Source organism: Mycobacterium sp. IDUB_28 (genome assembly GCF_055419285.1).
In genome coordinates this window covers 523,676-539,676 of the sequence record NZ_JBVAXK010000003.1, presented here as the reverse complement: position 1 = coordinate 539,676, position 16,001 = coordinate 523,676, and the positions used below count along the sequence as shown (strand labels likewise).

Annotated in this window: 16 protein-coding genes and 2 riboswitches; of the genes, 11 read left to right on the top strand and 5 right to left on the bottom strand. The window is 68.5% G+C overall.

Features of this window, described 5'->3' with window-relative positions; translation table 11 throughout:
* The first annotated feature begins 481 nt into the window (after positions 1-481).
* The 5 genes from dacB1 (at position 482) to ACZYZ9_RS09360 (ending at position 4,933) form a co-directional block, all read left to right on the top strand.
* On the top strand, positions 482-1,723 hold the full coding sequence (gene dacB1 / locus ACZYZ9_RS09380; RefSeq protein ID WP_463825960.1) for a D-alanyl-D-alanine carboxypeptidase DacB1: 1,242 nt from the start codon (positions 482-484) through the stop codon (positions 1,721-1,723).
* 10 nt (positions 1,724-1,733) lie between these two features.
* On the top strand, positions 1,734-2,057 hold the full coding sequence (locus tag ACZYZ9_RS09375) for a hypothetical protein (RefSeq protein ID WP_463825959.1): 324 nt from the start codon (positions 1,734-1,736) through the stop codon (positions 2,055-2,057).
* Positions 2,054-3,421, top strand: a complete 1,368-nt coding sequence (locus ACZYZ9_RS09370) for a sugar porter family MFS transporter (protein WP_463825999.1) — start codon at positions 2,054-2,056, stop codon at positions 3,419-3,421. The genes ACZYZ9_RS09375 and ACZYZ9_RS09370 overlap by 4 nt, the downstream gene beginning before the upstream one ends.
* Positions 3,418-4,545 (top strand): N-acetylglucosamine-6-phosphate deacetylase, encoded by a 1,128-nt coding sequence (gene nagA, locus ACZYZ9_RS09365; RefSeq protein WP_463825958.1) that lies wholly within the window; start codon positions 3,418-3,420, stop codon positions 4,543-4,545. Before ACZYZ9_RS09370 ends, nagA begins: the two co-directional genes overlap by 4 nt.
* A riboswitch (guanidine-III (ykkC-III) riboswitch) is annotated at positions 4,542-4,607 on the top strand. It overlaps the preceding gene by 4 nt.
* Positions 4,608-4,618: 11 nt before the next feature.
* On the top strand, positions 4,619-4,933 hold the full coding sequence (locus ACZYZ9_RS09360) for a DMT family transporter (RefSeq protein WP_463825957.1): 315 nt from the start codon (positions 4,619-4,621) through the stop codon (positions 4,931-4,933).
* Here the strand turns inward: ACZYZ9_RS09360 and yhjD are convergent.
* Together yhjD and trpS are read right to left on the bottom strand one after the other, a co-directional pair.
* Positions 4,930-5,955 (bottom strand): inner membrane protein YhjD, encoded by a 1,026-nt coding sequence (yhjD, locus tag ACZYZ9_RS09355; RefSeq protein ID WP_463825956.1) that lies wholly within the window; start codon positions 5,953-5,955, stop codon positions 4,930-4,932. The two genes, ACZYZ9_RS09360 and yhjD, sit on opposite strands and share 4 nt — an antisense overlap.
* Before the next feature lie 7 nt (positions 5,956-5,962).
* A complete protein-coding gene (gene trpS / locus ACZYZ9_RS09350; protein ID WP_463825955.1) occupies positions 5,963-6,982 on the bottom strand; it encodes a tryptophan--tRNA ligase in 1,020 nt (339 codons plus the stop codon).
* Between the two features lie 216 nt (positions 6,983-7,198).
* On the opposite strand from trpS, the gene ACZYZ9_RS09345 reads away from it, so the two are divergent.
* The 4 genes from ACZYZ9_RS09345 to ACZYZ9_RS09330 all read left to right on the top strand — a co-directional run bounded on the left by ACZYZ9_RS09345 (position 7,199) and on the right by ACZYZ9_RS09330 (position 11,446).
* Positions 7,199-7,996, top strand: coding sequence for an alpha/beta fold hydrolase (locus ACZYZ9_RS09345; RefSeq protein WP_463825998.1), 798 nt, complete (start codon positions 7,199-7,201; stop codon positions 7,994-7,996).
* 65 nt (positions 7,997-8,061) lie between these two features.
* A riboswitch (SAM riboswitch) is annotated at positions 8,062-8,181 on the top strand.
* 42 nt (positions 8,182-8,223) lie between these two features.
* Positions 8,224-9,573: a bifunctional o-acetylhomoserine/o-acetylserine sulfhydrylase gene (locus ACZYZ9_RS09340; RefSeq protein ID WP_463825954.1), complete on the top strand. Its 1,350-nt coding sequence runs from the start codon at positions 8,224-8,226 to the stop codon at positions 9,571-9,573.
* A gap of 11 nt (positions 9,574-9,584) precedes the next feature.
* The gene (metX, locus tag ACZYZ9_RS09335) at positions 9,585-10,718 is read left to right on the top strand and encodes a homoserine O-acetyltransferase MetX (protein WP_463825953.1); all 1,134 of its coding nucleotides are present in this window, start codon (positions 9,585-9,587) and stop codon (positions 10,716-10,718) included.
* Positions 10,715-11,446 carry a class I SAM-dependent methyltransferase gene (locus tag ACZYZ9_RS09330; protein ID WP_463825952.1) on the top strand — a complete coding sequence of 244 codons (732 nt, stop codon included), beginning with the start codon at positions 10,715-10,717 and terminating at the stop codon, positions 11,444-11,446. The genes metX and ACZYZ9_RS09330 overlap by 4 nt, the downstream gene beginning before the upstream one ends.
* A 111-nt stretch (positions 11,447-11,557) precedes the next feature.
* Here ACZYZ9_RS09330 and ACZYZ9_RS09325 read toward each other — a convergent pair whose 3' ends face one another.
* Positions 11,558-12,994 (bottom strand): FAD-dependent oxidoreductase, encoded by a 1,437-nt coding sequence (locus tag ACZYZ9_RS09325; protein ID WP_463825951.1) that lies wholly within the window; start codon positions 12,992-12,994, stop codon positions 11,558-11,560.
* A gap of 198 nt (positions 12,995-13,192) precedes the next feature.
* On the opposite strand from ACZYZ9_RS09325, the gene ACZYZ9_RS09320 reads away from it, so the two are divergent.
* Complete coding sequence (locus ACZYZ9_RS09320) at positions 13,193-13,615, top strand: DUF732 domain-containing protein (protein ID WP_463825950.1); 423 nt, start codon at positions 13,193-13,195, stop codon at positions 13,613-13,615.
* Here ACZYZ9_RS09320 and ACZYZ9_RS09315 read toward each other — a convergent pair whose 3' ends face one another.
* Positions 13,616-13,909, bottom strand: coding sequence for a DUF3017 domain-containing protein (locus tag ACZYZ9_RS09315; protein ID WP_463825949.1), 294 nt, complete (start codon positions 13,907-13,909; stop codon positions 13,616-13,618).
* Between the two features lie 2 nt (positions 13,910-13,911).
* Positions 13,912-14,763 (bottom strand): bifunctional methylenetetrahydrofolate dehydrogenase/methenyltetrahydrofolate cyclohydrolase, encoded by an 852-nt coding sequence (locus ACZYZ9_RS09310; protein WP_463825948.1) that lies wholly within the window; start codon positions 14,761-14,763, stop codon positions 13,912-13,914.
* 27 nt (positions 14,764-14,790) lie between these two features.
* On the opposite strand from ACZYZ9_RS09310, the gene ACZYZ9_RS09305 reads away from it, so the two are divergent.
* On the top strand, positions 14,791-15,990 hold the full coding sequence (locus ACZYZ9_RS09305) for an NADH:flavin oxidoreductase (protein ID WP_463825947.1): 1,200 nt from the start codon (positions 14,791-14,793) through the stop codon (positions 15,988-15,990).
* Positions 15,991-16,001: the final 11 nt, after the last annotated feature.

Here is a 16,001-nt window from a genome sequence, read left to right as displayed (position 1 = left end):
GGCACTCAACGCCCAACGTCCCACCAGCGTGACGACCCCCGGCGATAGCCCACCCCACAAACCACCCCACCCCGCCGAGCAGCTCCCCACCCCGCCGAGCGTCACGCTGGAGTGGCACTCAACGCCCAACGCCCCACCAGCGTGACGACCCCCCGCGATAGCCCACCCCACAAACCACCCCACCCCACCGCGCAACTCCCCACCCCGCCGAGCGTCACGCAGGAGTGGCACTCAACGCCCAACGTCCCACCAGCGTGACGACCCCCGGCGATAGCCCACCCCACAAACCACCCCACCCCGCCGCGCAGCTCCCCACCCCGCCGAGCGTCACGCAGGAGTGGCACTCGACACCCAACGTCCCACCAGCGTGACGACCACCCGCAGCAACCGCGCTCTCAACAGCCCGCCTGATAACTTCCGCCCCAGCCGTCACAGCGCGGCAACCTGCCTTCCCGCTGCCGATCACTTAGTCTGCTCACCGATGCCCTTCTACCGGACCTCTGTACGTGCAGCGTCGTGTCTGGCCGCAGCGCTTTTCGCGGCCTCAGGCGCGCTGGCGTTGCCGGTCGCGCAGGCCGAACCCAGCGCCGAGGTGAACCCGGGCGCGGCTACCTGCCCGTACAAGATCAACACCCCACCCGCGGTCGACTCCTCCGAGGTGCCGCGCGCCGGTGAACCGCCGCTGCCGCTGTCGCTGCCCCCCACTCCCATCGGCGGCAACGCGCTGGCCGGCTGCGGCATCGTCGCGGCCCCCGACACCCCGCCGGTACCCGGCGACATTTCCGCCGAGGCCTGGCTGGTCGCCGACATCGACAGCGGTGCGGTGATCGCCGCCCGGGATCCGCATGGGCGACACCGCCCCGCCAGCATCATCAAGGTGCTGGTCGCGATGGCGTCCATCAACGCGTTCAACCAGAACAAGGCCGTCCCCGGCACCGACGACGACGCGGCCGCCGAGGGCACCAAGGTAGGCGTCGACGCCGGCGGCACCTACACCATCAACCAACTGCTGCACGGGCTGTTGATGCATTCGGGTAACGACGCCGCGCACGCGCTGGCCATGCAACTCGGCGGCATGCAGGCCGCCCTCGACAAGCTCAATGTGCTGGCGACGAAGCTGGGTGGTCACGACACCCGCGTCGCCACCCCGTCCGGACTGGACGGCCCGGGCATGAGCACCTCGGCCTACGACATCGGCCTGTTCTACCGGTACGCCTACCGCAACCCGATCTTCGCCGACATCGTCGCCACCCGGACCTTCAACTTCCCCGGACACGGCGACCACCCCGGCTACGAGCTGGAAAACGACAATCAACTGCTCTACCACTACCCCGGCGCGATGGGCGGCAAGACCGGCTACACCGACGACGCCGGCCAGACCTTCGTCGGCGCGGCCAACCACAACGGCCGACGGCTGATGGCGATCCTGCTGCACGGCACCCGGCAGCCCATTGCGCCGTGGGAGCAGGCCGCCCACCTGCTGGACTACGGCTTCAGCACCGCCCAGGGCACGCAGGTGGGTTCGCTGGTGGAACCCGACCCGTCGCTGGCGACCCCGAACAACAACCCCGCCAGCCGGGCCCCGGACAACACCCAGGCCGCCGGCCTGATGTCCCCCGCCGACGCATTGCCGATCCGGGTCGGGGTGGCGGTGATCGGTGCCGTCGTCGTGTTCGGATTGATCCTGGTCGCGCGCTCGATGAACCGCCGAACGCAGCACTAGACTCACCGCAATGACCGCCCTCTACGAGGACTCCGGCCTCGCGCTGGACGAGGACGGGATCACCGTCCGCCGCTACTACTTCCCGTTCGCCAATGACAAGCGGATCGAGTACGCCGACATCACCAGCATCAAGTCCAAGAAGATGGGCTGGGCGTCGGGCAAGGGGCGCATCTGGGGCACCGTCGACCCCCGTTACTGGTTTCCCCTCGACATCCACCGGGGCCGCAAGTCCACCGTGTTGATGCTGCGAACGGGCCGCTGGGTTCGCGCCTGCATCACCCCCGAGGACCCCGCCGAAGTGATCAAGATCCTGCGAGCAAAGGTAAAGGTCTGAGCGCTCGACGGCGGGGATTGCTGGTCGGCCTGACCGCCGCCAGCGTCGGGGTGATCTACGGCTACGACCTGTCCAGCATCGCGGGCGCGTTGCTGTTCCTGCCCGACGAGTTCGGCCTCACCATCCCGCAACAGGGACTGGTGACGACCATGGTCGTGATCGGCCAGATCGCCGGGGCCCTGGGTGGCGGCGTGCTGGCCGACCGGATCGGCCGCCAGAAGTCCATGGTGGCGATCCTGATCGGGTACGCGGCGTTCGCACTGCTGGGTGCGGCGGCGGTGTCGCTGCCGACGTTGCTGGTGGCGCGGTTCCTGCTGGGGGTCACCATCGGGGTGTCGGTGGTGGTGGTGCCGGTCTACGTGGCCGAGTCGGCGCCGGCCGAAGTGCGCGGACGGCTGCTGACCGCCTACCAATTCGCCACGCTCAGCGGCATCATCCTCGGTTACCTGACCGGCTACCTGCTGGCCGGCACCCAGGCGTGGCGCTGGATGCTGGGCCTGGCCAGCGTGCCCGCCGTGCTGCTGCTGCCGTTACTGCTGCGGATGCCCGACACCGCGCGGTGGTACCTGCTGCAGGGCCGCGCCGACGAGGCGCGCCGCGCGTTGCTGCGCATCGAGCCCGCCGAGACCGTCGAGACGGAGTTGACCGAGATCGAAACAGCCGTGCAGGCCGGGCGCGGCACCATCGGCGAGATGCTGCGGCGACCGTACCTGCGGGCCACCCTGTTCGTGGTCGCCCTCGGCTTCCTGCTACAGATCACCGGCATCAACGCGATCGTCTATTACAGCCCGAAGCTGTTCGAAGACATGGGCTTTCAGGGCAATTTCGGCAAGCTGGCGCTGCCGGCGATGGTGCAGGTCGCAGCGCTGGCGGCGGTGTGTGTATCGCTCGCCCTCGTCGACCGGGTGGGCCGGCGGCCGATCCTGCTGTCCGGTATCGCGCTGATGATCGTCGCCGACACGGTGCTGGTCGCGTTCTATCCCAAGGACATCGGCCACGAGAACAGTCTTGCGCTGCTGCTCGGTTTCGGCGGGGTGCTGTTGTTCACCGTCGGGTTCAACTTCGGATTCGGTTCGCTGGTCTGGGTATTCGCCGGCGAGAGCTTTCCGGCGCCGCTGCGGTCGATGGGGTCGAGCGTGATGCTGACCGCCAACCTGATGGCCAACGCCCTGATCGCCGCCTTCTTCCTGACGATGCTGAATCTGCTCGGCGGCGCAACGGTTTTCGCGACGTTCGGTACCTTCGCGGTGCTCGCTCTGGTCGTCGTGCACCGATACGCACCGGAAACCAAAGGCCGTGATCTCGAGGAGATCCGGTACTTCTGGGAGAACGGTGGTCGCTGGCCGGCTGAGGACTGGCCGTGACACTGATCAGCGCCGGGACCGTGGTCGCCGACGAAGGAGTGTGCCGGCCCGGTTGGGTGCAGATCGGCGGAGCGCGCATCGCGGCGTGCGGGACCGGTACACCGCCGGCGGCTGCCGACATCGACCTGCCGGATTCGGTTGTGGTGCCGGGTTTTATCGACATGCATGTGCACGGCGGTGGCGGCGCCGCGTTCACCGCGGCCGACAGCGCGGCGGTGGATTTTCACCGCAGCCACGGCACCACGACCACGCTGGCCAGTCTGGTCACCGCCGCACCCGCGGAGCTGCTGACGTCGGTCCGCACCCTGGCCGGGCTGACGCGCTCGGGCGCCATCGCCGGTATCCATCTGGAGGGGCCGTGGCTGAGCGTGGCGCGGTGCGGCGCGCATGACCCCACCCAGATCCGCCCGCCAGATCCCGCCGAGGTCGACGCCGTGCTCGAGGCCGCCGACGGCACCATCCGAATGGTCACGCTGGCCCCCGAACTCCCGGGCGGCGACGCCGCGATCCGGCGCTTCCTCGACGCTAATATCGTTGTTGCCGTTGGCCATACGGATGCCACCTACGAGCAGACCCGACGGGCAATCGGGCTCGGTGCCACCGTGGGCACCCACCTGTTCAACGCGATGCCACCGCTGGGTCACCGAGATCCCGGACCCGTCCTGGCGTTGCTGCAGGATCCCCGGGTGACGGTGGAGCTGATCGCCGACGGCGTGCACGTGCATCCCGATCTGGTGGCGGCGGTGATCGCAGCCGCGGGCGCCAACCGGGTGGCTCTGGTGACCGATGCGACAGCCGCGGCCGGCTGCGCTGACGGCGAGTTCGCGCTGGGATCGGTGCCGGTCGTGGTCGCCGCCGGAGTGGCGCGGGTGCGCGGCACCGCCACCATCGCCGGCAGTACCGCCACCATGGACCGGCTCTTCCGGGCGGTGGCAACCACCTCAGGGCTGGCCGCCGCGGTGCACACCACCTCGACGACCCCGGCCCGGGCCCTGGGACTGAGTCAGGTGGGGTCGATCCGGCCGCAACTCAACGCTGATCTTGTTGTGCTGGATCATGATTCGCAAGTCACCGGGATCATGCTTGCCGGCGTATGGCGGCAGCGCCCCGCCCCCGTTTGCTAACATCGAACAGGTCAATCATCCGGACGAGGGGCACCGTACCCGGCCAGCAAAGACGGCGCTGCGGAGGTGCGCGATGGCTTGGCTCGTCTTGGTGGTGTCGGGAGTGCTCGAAGCGGTGTGGGCGACCGCGTTGAACAAGTCTGAGGGATTCACCCGCCTGGGTCCGTCGCTTATTTTCGCTGCGGCCCTGCTGTTCTCGATGACCGGGCTGGCCGTTGCCATGCGCAGCCTGCCCACCGGCACCAGCTACGCCGTTTGGGTCGGCATCGGTGCGGTGCTCACCGTGGGGTACGCGATGCTCAGCGGTGACGAGTCCGCCTCGCTGATCAAGTTGGGCCTGATTGCCGGCGTCGTCGCCTGCATCGTCGGACTCAAGCTGGTCGGCTAGCGACGTCGGCGGAACAGCCGCGAAAAGGTCAGTGCCCCAATGGCTCCCGCTCCCAGTGCGGCCAGCGTCTGGCGCGCGCTCAGACCTTCTTCAACCTGTATCCGCGGCCGGATGATCGCGGGCGCGGGCGGATCCACATGTGTTTCGCGCTCGTCGTCGGAGGCGGTCGCGGCCCAGGCGGTGGCGAACAACAGCAACGACCAGGTGACGAACGCGAACACCATCAGTCCCAGTACCGGCCCGAACGTCGCCCCGGCCGGGCTGCGCACCACGGTCTGCAGGTAGATCGATCCGAGTTGCTTGAACAGTTCGAATCCGACGGCAGCCATCAACCCGGCCCGCATCGAGGTGACGAAGCTGCCCGGCAACCGCGGCAGCCGGGCGATCATCCAGGTGAACAGCAGCCACGACACCAGCAACGCCACCAACAGCGAGACGCCGCGGAAGATCTCGTCGAAGATCGAAAAGTCCGGGATGTGAAGCCATTTGAGCACCGCGTTCATCGGTCCCGTCTGGCCCAGCGCGCTCAGCGCCACGGTGACCGTGAGCACCAGGAAGGTGCCCAGCATCGCGAGCAGATCCGAGAGTTTGGTGCGCACAAAACCGTCCGGATCGACCTGCTGCTCCCACATCTCGCTCAACGCTTCCCGCAGGTGCCACATCCAGCCCAGACCCGCCCACAGCGCGGTCAGCAACCCGATCACTCCGACCGATGCGCGCGCGTCGATAGCCGAGTTCATCAGTTCGACCATCTGCTGTCCCAGTTCCCCCGACACTGCCTGCCTGATCTTGTCGTCCAGGCTGTTCAGCAGCTGCGGCTGGCGCTTCAACGTATAGCCGGCCACCGCGAAAGCGACCATCAACAGCGGGAATAGCGCAAAGATCGTGTAGTAGGTGAGGCCCGCAGCGAAGAAGGTGCCCTTCTGCTTGGCGAAGCGCTGGTACGCCTTGATCATGTGGGGCAGCCAGGGCAGCCTGGCCCGCAGCCGATCCAGAAATCCTGGCTCAGGCTGCTCGTCCATCGACTACCTATTCCTTAAGCGGTAGGAAACCTAACCGATCGTAGACCCGCTGCACGGTTTTGCTGGCGACTTCGTTGGCACGCTGCGCACCGGTCGCCAGCGTCGCTTCCAACTCGGCGAGATCGGCGGTCAGTTCCTCGACCCGCGCCTTGATCGGACGGACGTATTCGACGACGGCTTCGGCGGTGTCCTTCTTCAGGTCGCCGTACCCGCGGCCGGCGTATCCCTCGACGAGCGCCTCGATACCGCGTCCGGTGACTGCCGATTGAATGCTGAGCAGGTTCGACACCCCCGGTTTGGTTACCGGGTCGTAGCGGATTTCCCGCTCGCTGTCGGTCACCGCGGAACGAATCTTCTTGGCGGATCTGCCCGGGTCGTCGAGCAGGCTGATCAGGCCGGCATCGGTGGACGCCGACTTGCTCATCTTGGAGGTGGGGTCTTGCAGGTCGTAGATCTTGGCGGTGATTTTGGGGACGAAGACGTCGGGAACCACGAAGGTGTCCGGGAAGCGGCTGTTGAACCGCTGCGCGATATCGCGGGCGAGTTCCAGGTGCTGGCGCTGGTCCTCCCCGACGGGCACCAGATCGGTGTCGTAGGCCAGCACGTCGGCAGCCTGCAGCACCGGGTAGGTGAACAGGCCGACGGTGGTGGACTCGGCGCCCTGCTTGGTCGACTTGTCCTTGAACTGGGTCATCCGTGAGGCTTGGCCGAAGCCGGTGAAGCAGCCCAGCACCCACGCCAATTGGCTGTGTGCGGGGACGTGACTCTGCACGAAGATGGTGGCGCGTTGGGGGTCGATGCCCAGCGCCAGATACTGCGCGGCGGTGATCAGGGTGCGGCGCCGCAAGGCCGCGGGGTCCTGCGGGATGGTGATGGCGTGCAGGTCCACCACGCAGAAGAACGCGTCGTGGTCGTCCTGCAGACCGACCCACTGGGCGACCGCGCCCAGTGCGTTGCCGAGGTGCAGCGAGTCGGACGTGGGCTGGACGCCGGAGAAAATGCGGCGGGATCCGCTGGGGGTGCTCATGATGCCTTCGATCTTTTCACGGACATTGCGCAGTCTGAGCGGCGTCAGTCACCACCGACGACGACACCACCCCCGGTGAACCTCGAGCCGACCGGATCCGCTTGCGATACCAGCGGTATCGCATTTACTGTCGGATTCATGCCACGCTTCCTCAAAGGCGCGTCCGAGGCGGATGCCACCCGCGACCCGATCCACCTGGGTTCGGGCGAGCCGGTCCTGCTGTTGCACCCGTTTTTGATGTCCCAGACGGTGTGGGAGGTCGTCGCGCAGCAGATCGCCGAGACCGGCCGCTACGAGGTGTTCGCGCCGACCATGGCCGGCCACAACGGCGGCCCGCGGGCCGGCACCTACTTCTTGTCCTCTGAGGTCCTGGCCGATCACGTCGAGAAGCAGATGGACGAACTCGGCTGGGACACCGCCCACATCGTCGGCAATTCGCTGGGCGGCTGGGTGGCCTTCGAGCTGGAACGCCGCGGGCGGGCGCGCAGCGTCATGGGCATCGCACCGGCCGGGGGCTGGACGCGGTGGAGTCCGGCCAAGTTCGAGGTGATCGGCAAATTCATCCTCGGCATCCCGCTGTTGGTGGTCGCGTGGCTGCTCGGGCCGAAGGCCTTGCACATCCCGTTCAGCCGGCACCTGTCTACGTACGCGCTGAGCGCCTCCCCGGACGGCGTCAGCGAGCGGGAGTTGAGCGTCGTCATCGACGACGTCGCGCACTGCCCGGCCTACTTCCAGCTGCTGGTGAAGGCGCTCCTGATGCCTGGCCTGCAGGAACTCGCTGAGAACGCCGTGCCGGCGCACCTGGTGATCTGCACGAAGGACCGGATCGTCCCGTCGCCCCGGTTCAGCCGGCATTTCCGCAACAACCTGCCCGACGACCACCGCTTCACCAAGCTGGAAGGCGTCGGTCACGTGCCCATGTTCGAGGCGCCCGGTCGGGTCACCGAGGTCATCCTGGACTTCCTCGACGAGTGCGTGCAGTCCTCCCGCGTCGCCGAGCCGCCGGCCAGCTAGCCGGTCCCGCCCCGCCGTGCTGCGGAATTGGCAGCGCATCGCCGCCATGCGTTAAGCTGCGAGTCGGTCATGAGCGCCAGCATCAAGCCCCGGCTTGCTGGCCGGCAACCCTCCAACCGCGGTGGGGTGCCCCGGGTGATGACCAGGTTGAGTAGCCACAACTGGCTATCCGGCAAGCGCGGGTCCGCCACGAACGGGCCCCTGAGCCAGACAGGGGAAGCATTCTCGTGACCACCGACAGCACCGCAGACCCGACCGCGCACTGGTCGTTCGAAACCAAACAGGTGCACGCCGGCCAGCACCCCGATCCCGCCACCAACGCCCGGGCGCTGCCGATTTACCAAACCACCTCGTACACCTTCAACAACGTCGCGCATGCGGCCGCCTTGTTCGGCCTGGCCGAGCCCGGCAACATCTACACCCGCATCGGCAACCCCACCACCGACGTCGTCGAGCAGCGCATCGCCGCACTCGAGGGCGGGGTGGCCGCGCTGTTCCTGTCCTCCGGGCAGGCCGCCGAAACGTTCGCGATCCTGAACCTGGCCGGCGCCGGCGACCACATCGTGTCCAGCCCCAGGCTGTACGGCGGAACCTACAACCTTTTCCACTACTCGCTGGCCAAGCTGGGCATCGAGGTCAGTTTTGTCCAGGATCCCGACGACCTGGACTCCTGGCAGGCCGCCGTCCGGGACAACACCAAGGCGTTCTTCGGCGAGACCATCTCCAACCCACAGATCGACGTGCTGAACATCCCCGGGGTCGCCGAGGTGGCGCACCGCAACGGGGTGCCGCTGATCGTGGACAACACCGTGGCCACGCCGTATCTGGTTCAGCCGCTCGCCCACGGCGCCGACATCGTGCTGCATTCGGCCACCAAATACCTGGGTGGCCACGGCTCCGCGATCGCCGGGGTGATTGTGGACGGCGGCACCTTCGACTGGACGCAGGGCCGCTTCCCCGGCTTCACCACCCCGGACCCCAGCTACCACGGTGTGGTGTTCGCCGAACTGGGTCCGCCGGCCTACGCGCTCAAGGCCCGCGTGCAACTGCTGCGCGACCTCGGCTCGGCGGCGTCGCCGTTCAACGCGTTCCTGGTGGCGCAGGGCATCGAGACGCTGAGCCTGCGGATGGAGCGACACGTCGCCAACGCCCAGCGGGTCGCGGAGTTCCTCGAAGCCCGCGACGACGTGATCTCGGTCAACTACGCGGGGCTGCCCAGTTCGCCGTGGTTCGAGCTGGGAAAGAAGTTGGCGCCCAGAGGAACCGGGGCGGTACTGGCCTTCGAGCTGGCCGGCGGCGTGGCGGCCGGCAAGGCGTTCGTCGATGCGCTGCAGCTGCACAGCCACGTCGCCAATATCGGCGACGTGCGCTCGCTGGTGATCCATCCCGCCTCCACCACGCACGCCCAGCTCAGTCCCACCGAGCAGCTGGCCACCGGCGTCACCCCGGGCCTGGTGCGACTGGCTGTCGGCATCGAGGGCATCGACGACATCCTGGCCGATCTGGAGCTTGGTTTCGCGGCGGCCGGGGTATCCGCGGCCAACGGTAGCGACCCGCAGACCGTGGCGGCATTCTGAGGGACTTGTACATGACGATCTCCGACGTGCCCACCCAGACGCTGCCCACCGAAGGTGAAATCGGCGTCGTCGGCATCGGTTCGCTGCCGCTGGAACGTGGCGGCGTGCTGGACGACGTGCACATCGCGTTACAGCGCTGGGGCGAGTTGTCGCCGGAGCGGGACAACGTGGTGATGGTGCTGCACGCGCTCACCGGCGATTCGCACATCACCGGCCCCGCCGGCCCCGGCCACCCGACCCCCGGCTGGTGGGACGGCGTCGCCGGGCCGGGTGCTCCGATCGACACCGATCGCTGGTGCGCGGTTTCGACCAACGTGCTGGGCGGGTGCCGGGGCTCGACCGGCCCGAGTTCGCTGGCCCGCGACGGCAAGCCCTACGGCTCCAGGTTTCCGCTCATCACGGTGCGCGACCAGGTGGAAGCAGACATCGCCGCGCTGGCCGCGCTGGGAATAACTCAGGTGGCCGCCGTCGTTGGCGGGTCCATGGGCGGTGCCCGTGCGCTGGAATGGATCGTCGGCCACCCCGACCGGGTGCGGGCGGGACTGCTGCTCGCGGTGGGGGCCCGGGCGACGGGCGACCAGATCGGCACCCAGTCCACCCAGATCGCAGCCATCAAGGCCGACCCCAACTGGCAGGGTGGCGACTACTACGAGACCGGGCGCGCACCCGAGGACGGTCTGAACATCGCGCGCCGGATCGCCCACCTGACCTACCGGGGCGAGATCGAACTCGACACCAGGTTCCGCAACGACCCCCAGCCCGGGGAGGATCCGGCGGCCGGCGGCCGGTTCGCGGTCCAGAGTTACCTGGAGTATCAGGGCGAAAAGCTGCTGGCCCGGTTCGACGCCGGCAGCTATGTGATCCTGACCGAGTCGCTGAACAGCCACGACGTCGGACGCGGTCGCGGCGGGGTGCATGCGGCGTTGACCAGTTGCCCGGTCCCGGTGGTGGTGGGCGGCATCACCACCGACCGGCTCTACCCGTTGCGGTTACAGGACGAGCTCGCCGAGCTGTTGCCGGGTTGCACCGACGTCCGGGTGGTCAGCTCCGTCTGCGGACACGACGGGTTCCTGGTCGAGACCGAAGCTGTTGGCGAATTGATCCGGGAGACATTGGCTTTGGCGCAAGGCGCGTGTTCGCGGTGACCCGATCCAGACGCAACCGCTCCCTGTCGTTCGGCTCAGCAGCGGCCGCCTACGAGCGGGGCCGCCCCACCTATCCGCCGGAGGCGATCGACTGGCTGCTGCCGGCCGGGGCACGCAAAGTTCTCGACCTCGGTGCGGGGACGGGGAAGCTGACCACCCGGCTGGTCGAACGAGGCTTGGATGTGGTGGCGGTCGACCCGGTTCCCGAGATGCTGGAAGTGCTCACCGCATCGCTGCCGGAGACGGTGGCGCTGTTGGGTACCGCCGAAGAGATCCCGTTGGAGGACAACAGCGTTGACGCCGTGCTGGTAGCGCAGGCGTGGCACTGGGTCGACCCGGCCCGGGCCGTCCCGGAGGTGGCGCGGGTGTTGAAGCCGGGCGGCCGGCTGGGCTTGGTGTGGAACACCCGCGACGACCGGATGGGCTGGGTGCGTGAACTGGGCGACATCATCGGGCGCGACGCCGACCCGGTGAACGACCTGGTGACCCTGCCCGAGCCGTTCACCGACGTGCAACGTCACCAGGTGGAGTGGACCAGTTACCTTACGCCCCAGGCACTTATCGATCTGGTGGCATCCCGCACCTACTGCATCACCTCGCCGACCGAGGTGCGGTCCAAGACGTTGGACCGGGTCCGTCAGCTGCTGGCCACCCACCCGGCACTGGCCGGGTCGGCGGGCTTAGCGCTGCCCTACGTCACCGTCTGCGTACGGGCGACGCTGGGCTGACCGCCCTAGCCCCGCCCCCGTCGACTGTGCATTCCACGACTCACCCGCGGCGTGTCGCGTCGCAGACGGCACACTCGGCAGCTGGTGAGTTCAGAAGCGTAGCAGGCGAATTCAGAAACTGAGCCCGGAGTACATCAGCTGGCCGGGGTCGTACTGTTGCCGAACGGCACTCAGCCGCGCCAGGTTCGTCCCGAAATATCGCGCCGCCTGGGTGTTGGCTTCCAGATAGTTGACGTAGCCGCCGACCGAATACTGCTTCACCGTCTGATGCGCGGTCGCCACCCAGGTACTGGCTGTCGACGTCGACCCACTGCCGGTTTCGACATACCACTGCGCGACGGCAGCGGCGCGTCGCCACGGGAAAGCCGTTGCCGCCGTGTCCACGTCACCGACCGCGCCGGACAGCGTGTCGACGATCACCGAGGCCCGGCCACCCTCGGGCGGCCACTTCCCGAGTGCACCCACGATCGCCTGCGCCGCCGCCGAATCGAGGGTGCCGATCACGTCGGAGCCGGCCACGAATCCGCGTGGCGAACTCGTCGCGCTGCCACCGGCCAGGTAGGTCACCAGTTCCATGCGCCCGAGCGTCTTGTGTTCGGTGGCGGTGGGCGCCACTCCGACCGCGGCTTTGATCGCCTCGGCCACTGCCGGTCCGGTACCGGCCGGGCAGGTGGCCAGCACGTGGCAGGCGCCCTGGGTGCCGTTGACCGAGAGGTCGACCAGACCCCAGGTGTTCCGGTCCGCCGACCCGAGCCAGGTCTGCCATCCGGTGAGCACCTGCGCGCCGGCCGACGGCGCGAAATCGACCCGCACCACGTCGGAGTCGGCGGTGGGGAATGTGGTGAAGGTCAGCGAGGTGGTCACCCCGAAGTTGCCGCCGCCACCGCCGCGCAGCGCCCAGAACAGCTCCGGGTTCTCCTGCTCGGACGCGGCGACCGTTTGACCGCTGGGCAACACCACCGTCGCCGACCGCAAGGCATCGCAGGCCAGGCCCGCATGCCGGGAGTCCGCCCCCATGCCGCCGCCGAGCGTCAGACCAGCCACCCCGACGGTGGGGCAACTTCCGGTCGGTATCGCACGGCCCCCACCGGCCAGGGCCTGGTTGATCGCGTAGAGCTGGGTTGCGGCCGGCACGGTCACGGTGCCAGCACCGTTGTCGACGTTGACCCCGCCGGTCAGGCCGCGCAGGTCGAGGACCATGGCCCCGGTCGCGCTGGACGCGCCGGTATAGGAATGGCCACCGCCGCGGGGAGCGATCTTGAGTCTGTTGGCCGCCGCGAACGCGACCGCTTTCTGGACGTCCGCCGGCGAGGTGACCAGCACCACCGCCGCCGGACTGGAACCGTTGTACAGCGAGTTGAATATTTGCTTGCCACCCGCGAAACCGGCGTCGGAGGGCAGCAACACCTTGCCGCTAATGGCGGACGCCAGGCTGCTCCACGCACCGGTCGGCTCAGCCCAGGCCCGCACCGCCGGGAACAACGCCGAGCTGGCCAATGCTCCGACTGCGCCGCGTAGAAAGGCCTGCCGCGAGATCATGAGTCGCATTGTCGATCGCCGACCCGGCCAAACCCATTGCCTGCCAACGTGTCGCGGCACAGCGTGACGCGATCGTGTCGTAGCGCACCCGAAACGCCGGGCGGGCCAAACCTTTACACCTTCGTGTCCTGAATGAGACCGCCGTAGACGAAGGTTCGTAGAGTCACTGAGTGCCGCCTGGGTGCTCTCCAACTATCGGGAGCCGACATGATGCCATGGCGCCACCAACCACTGACCGTCCGGCTACTGGCCGGAACCGCCGGGCTGCTCACCGCGGCCGCGGCGTTCGCCGCCCCCGCCGAGGCGAGTCCCGTCGACGACGCGTTCATCTCCGCCCTGTCCAACGCCGGCGTCAACATCGGCGATCCGATGGACACCGAAGCGCTGGGGCAGTCCGTCTGCCCGATGCTGGCCCAGCCGGGCGGGAACTTCGCCGCGGCCGCGACGCGGGTCCGGGGCAGCAACGGTATGTCGCCCGAGATGGCCAGCATGTTCACCACGATCGCGATCCAGATGTACTGCCCCTCGGCGATGGCCGACATCGCCAGCGGCCGGATGCCGGGCGCACTGCAGCAGATCCCGGGCATGGCGGGCATCCCGGGGCTGCCCGCGGGCCTGCCCGGGATGTAGCTAGCCGGTGCCCAGCGGATCGATGGTCCACGCGACGTAGACCATCGCGGCAGCCACCGACGCCGTGGTCAGCAGATCGGTCCCCCGGCTGCGCACCACCAGCAGGCCGGCCCGCTCCTCGGGCAGGGCCAGCCGCAGCGCCGCGGCCACCCCGACACCGATGCCGATCAGCAACGCGCCGCGGCGCCAGAAGTTCGCCCCGGCCAGTACGAACGCCACCAGGAAGATCAGTCCGACGAGCAGAATCGGCCACTGGGCGCGGACCGCGCGTCCCAGAATGGTCCGGATCGTCATCGTTATCCGGCCAGCCCTTCGGCCAGCTCGACGACGTTGGTCAGCAGGAAGGCCCGGGTCAGCGGACCGACCCCGCCCGGGTTGGGCGACACGTGACCGGCCACCTCCCACACGTCGGGATGCACGTCACCGGTGAGTTTGCCGTCCACCCGGCTGACGCCCACGTCGACGACTGCGGCCCCGGGGCGCACCATGTCGGCGGTCAGCAGGTGCGGCACCCCGACGCCGGCGACGATGATGTCAGCCTGCCGCGTGATCGCGGGCAGGTCACGAGTTCCGGTGTGGCACAACGTCACTGTGGCGTTCTCCGAGCGACGGGTGAGTAGCAGTCCGAGCGGCCGGCCCACCGTCACGCCGCGGCCGATCACCACCACGTGCGCGCCGGCGATCTCGACGTCGAAGCGGCGCAGCAGGTGCACGATGCCGCGCGGCGTGCACGGCAGCGGCGCGGGGTCGTTCAGCACCAGCCGGCCCAGGTTGGTCGGGTGCAGCCCGTCGGCGTCCTTGTCCGGGTCGACGCGCTGGAGTGCGGCGTTTTCATTCAGGTGTTTGGGCAGCGGCAACTGCACGATGTAGCCGGTGCACTCGGGGTTGGCGTTGAGTTCGTCGATGGTGTCGTTGAGCGTCTCGGCAGAGATGTCGGCGGGCAGGTCGCGGCGCAACGAGGTGATGCCCACCTTGGCGCAGTCGGCGTGCTTGCCGCGCACGTAGGCCTGGGAGCCGGGGTCGTCGCCGACCAGGATGGTGCCCAATCCGGGGGTGCGGCCCGCAGCGTTCAAAGCCGCCACCCGTTTGGTCAGATCGACGAAGATCTCGTCCCGGGTGGCCTTGCCGTCCAGCGTGATTGCGCCCACGCCAGACAGTCTGGCATGGTCCCTCTCATGTCGTCTGCTGCCCCAGACGTGCTCAGCCCGGCCACGCTCGGTCCGATCACATTGCGCAACCGCATCATCAAGTCCGCGACTTTCGAAGCGCGCACCCCGGACGCGTTGGTGACCGACGACCTGATCGAGTACCACCGCCTGCCGGCCGCCGGCGGTGTCGGCATGACCACCGTCGCCTACTGCGCGGTCTCCCAGGGCGGACGCACCGAAGGCAACGGGATCTGGCTGCGCCCGGAGGCGGTGCCCGGCTTCCGGCGGCTCACCGACGCGATCCACGCCGAAGGCGCGGCGGTCAGCGCGCAGATCGGCCACGCCGGCCCGGTCGCCAACGCCCGCTCGAACAAGGCCCCCGCGCTGGCCCCGGTGCGGTTCTTCAACCCGATCGGCATGCGCTTCGCGAAGAAGGCCAGCGCCGACGACATCGACGACGTGCTGGCCGACCACGCCAGGGCCGCCCGGTTCGCGGTGGAAGCCGGCTTCGACGCCGTCGAGATACACCTCGGCCACAACTACTTGGCCAGTTCGTTCCTGTCGCCGCTGATCAACCGTCGCACTGATGAATTCGGCGGCTCGCTGGCCAACCGGGCCAAGGTGGCCCGCGGCCTGGTGCTGGCCGTGCGTCGCGCCGTCGACCAGGGGCCGCGGCCGATAGCGGTCACCGCGAAGCTGAACATGTCCGACGGGGTGCGCGGCGGCATTTCCAACGAAGAGGCGCTGACCACCGCCAAGTGGCTGGAGGAAGACGGCGGCCTGGACGCGATCGAACTCACCGCCGGCAGTTCGCTGGTCAACCCGATGTACCTGTTCCGCGGCGACGCGCCGTTGCGGGAATTCGCCGGCGCCTTCAAGCCGCCGCTGCGCTGGGGTATGCGGCTGACGGGCAAGAAGTTCCTGCGCGAATATCCGTACCGGGAGGCGTACCTGCTGCGCGAGGCCCAGCTGTTCCGCGCCGAGTTGACGTTGCCGCTGATCCTGCTGGGCGGTATCACCAACCGCGAGACCATGGATCTGGCGATGGCCGAGGGTTTCGATTTCGTCGCGATGGGACGCGCGCTGTTGGCCGAGCCGGACCTGATCAACCGCATCGCGGCCGACGGCGCCGCGGTGCATTCGGCGTGCACGCACTGCAACAAGTGCATGCCGACCATCTACACCCGGACGCACTGCGTGGTGACCGGCGCGCCTGACAGGCGTTGAGTGAGGGGCTA

What these genes read in the sequence shown, in the direction of transcription:
- ACZYZ9_RS09325 (WP_463825951.1), bottom strand. Translation starts at nt 12,994, where the DNA reads ATGCGACTCATGATCTCGCGGCAGGCCTTTCTACGCGGCGCAGTCGGA.
- dacB1 (WP_463825960.1), top strand. Translation starts at nt 482, where the DNA reads ATGCCCTTCTACCGGACCTCTGTACGTGCAGCGTCGTGTCTGGCCGCA.
- ACZYZ9_RS09360 (WP_463825957.1), top strand. Translation starts at nt 4,619, where the DNA reads ATGGCTTGGCTCGTCTTGGTGGTGTCGGGAGTGCTCGAAGCGGTGTGG.
- ACZYZ9_RS09315 (WP_463825949.1), bottom strand. Translation starts at nt 13,909, where the DNA reads ATGACGATCCGGACCATTCTGGGACGCGCGGTCCGCGCCCAGTGGCCG.
- ACZYZ9_RS09305 (WP_463825947.1), top strand. Translation starts at nt 14,791, where the DNA reads ATGTCGTCTGCTGCCCCAGACGTGCTCAGCCCGGCCACGCTCGGTCCG.
- metX (WP_463825953.1), top strand. Translation starts at nt 9,585, where the DNA reads ATGACGATCTCCGACGTGCCCACCCAGACGCTGCCCACCGAAGGTGAA.
- trpS (WP_463825955.1), bottom strand. Translation starts at nt 6,982, where the DNA reads ATGAGCACCCCCAGCGGATCCCGCCGCATTTTCTCCGGCGTCCAGCCC.
- ACZYZ9_RS09320 (WP_463825950.1), top strand. Translation starts at nt 13,193, where the DNA reads ATGATGCCATGGCGCCACCAACCACTGACCGTCCGGCTACTGGCCGGA.
- ACZYZ9_RS09375 (WP_463825959.1), top strand. Translation starts at nt 1,734, where the DNA reads ATGACCGCCCTCTACGAGGACTCCGGCCTCGCGCTGGACGAGGACGGG.
- yhjD (WP_463825956.1), bottom strand. Translation starts at nt 5,955, where the DNA reads ATGGACGAGCAGCCTGAGCCAGGATTTCTGGATCGGCTGCGGGCCAGG.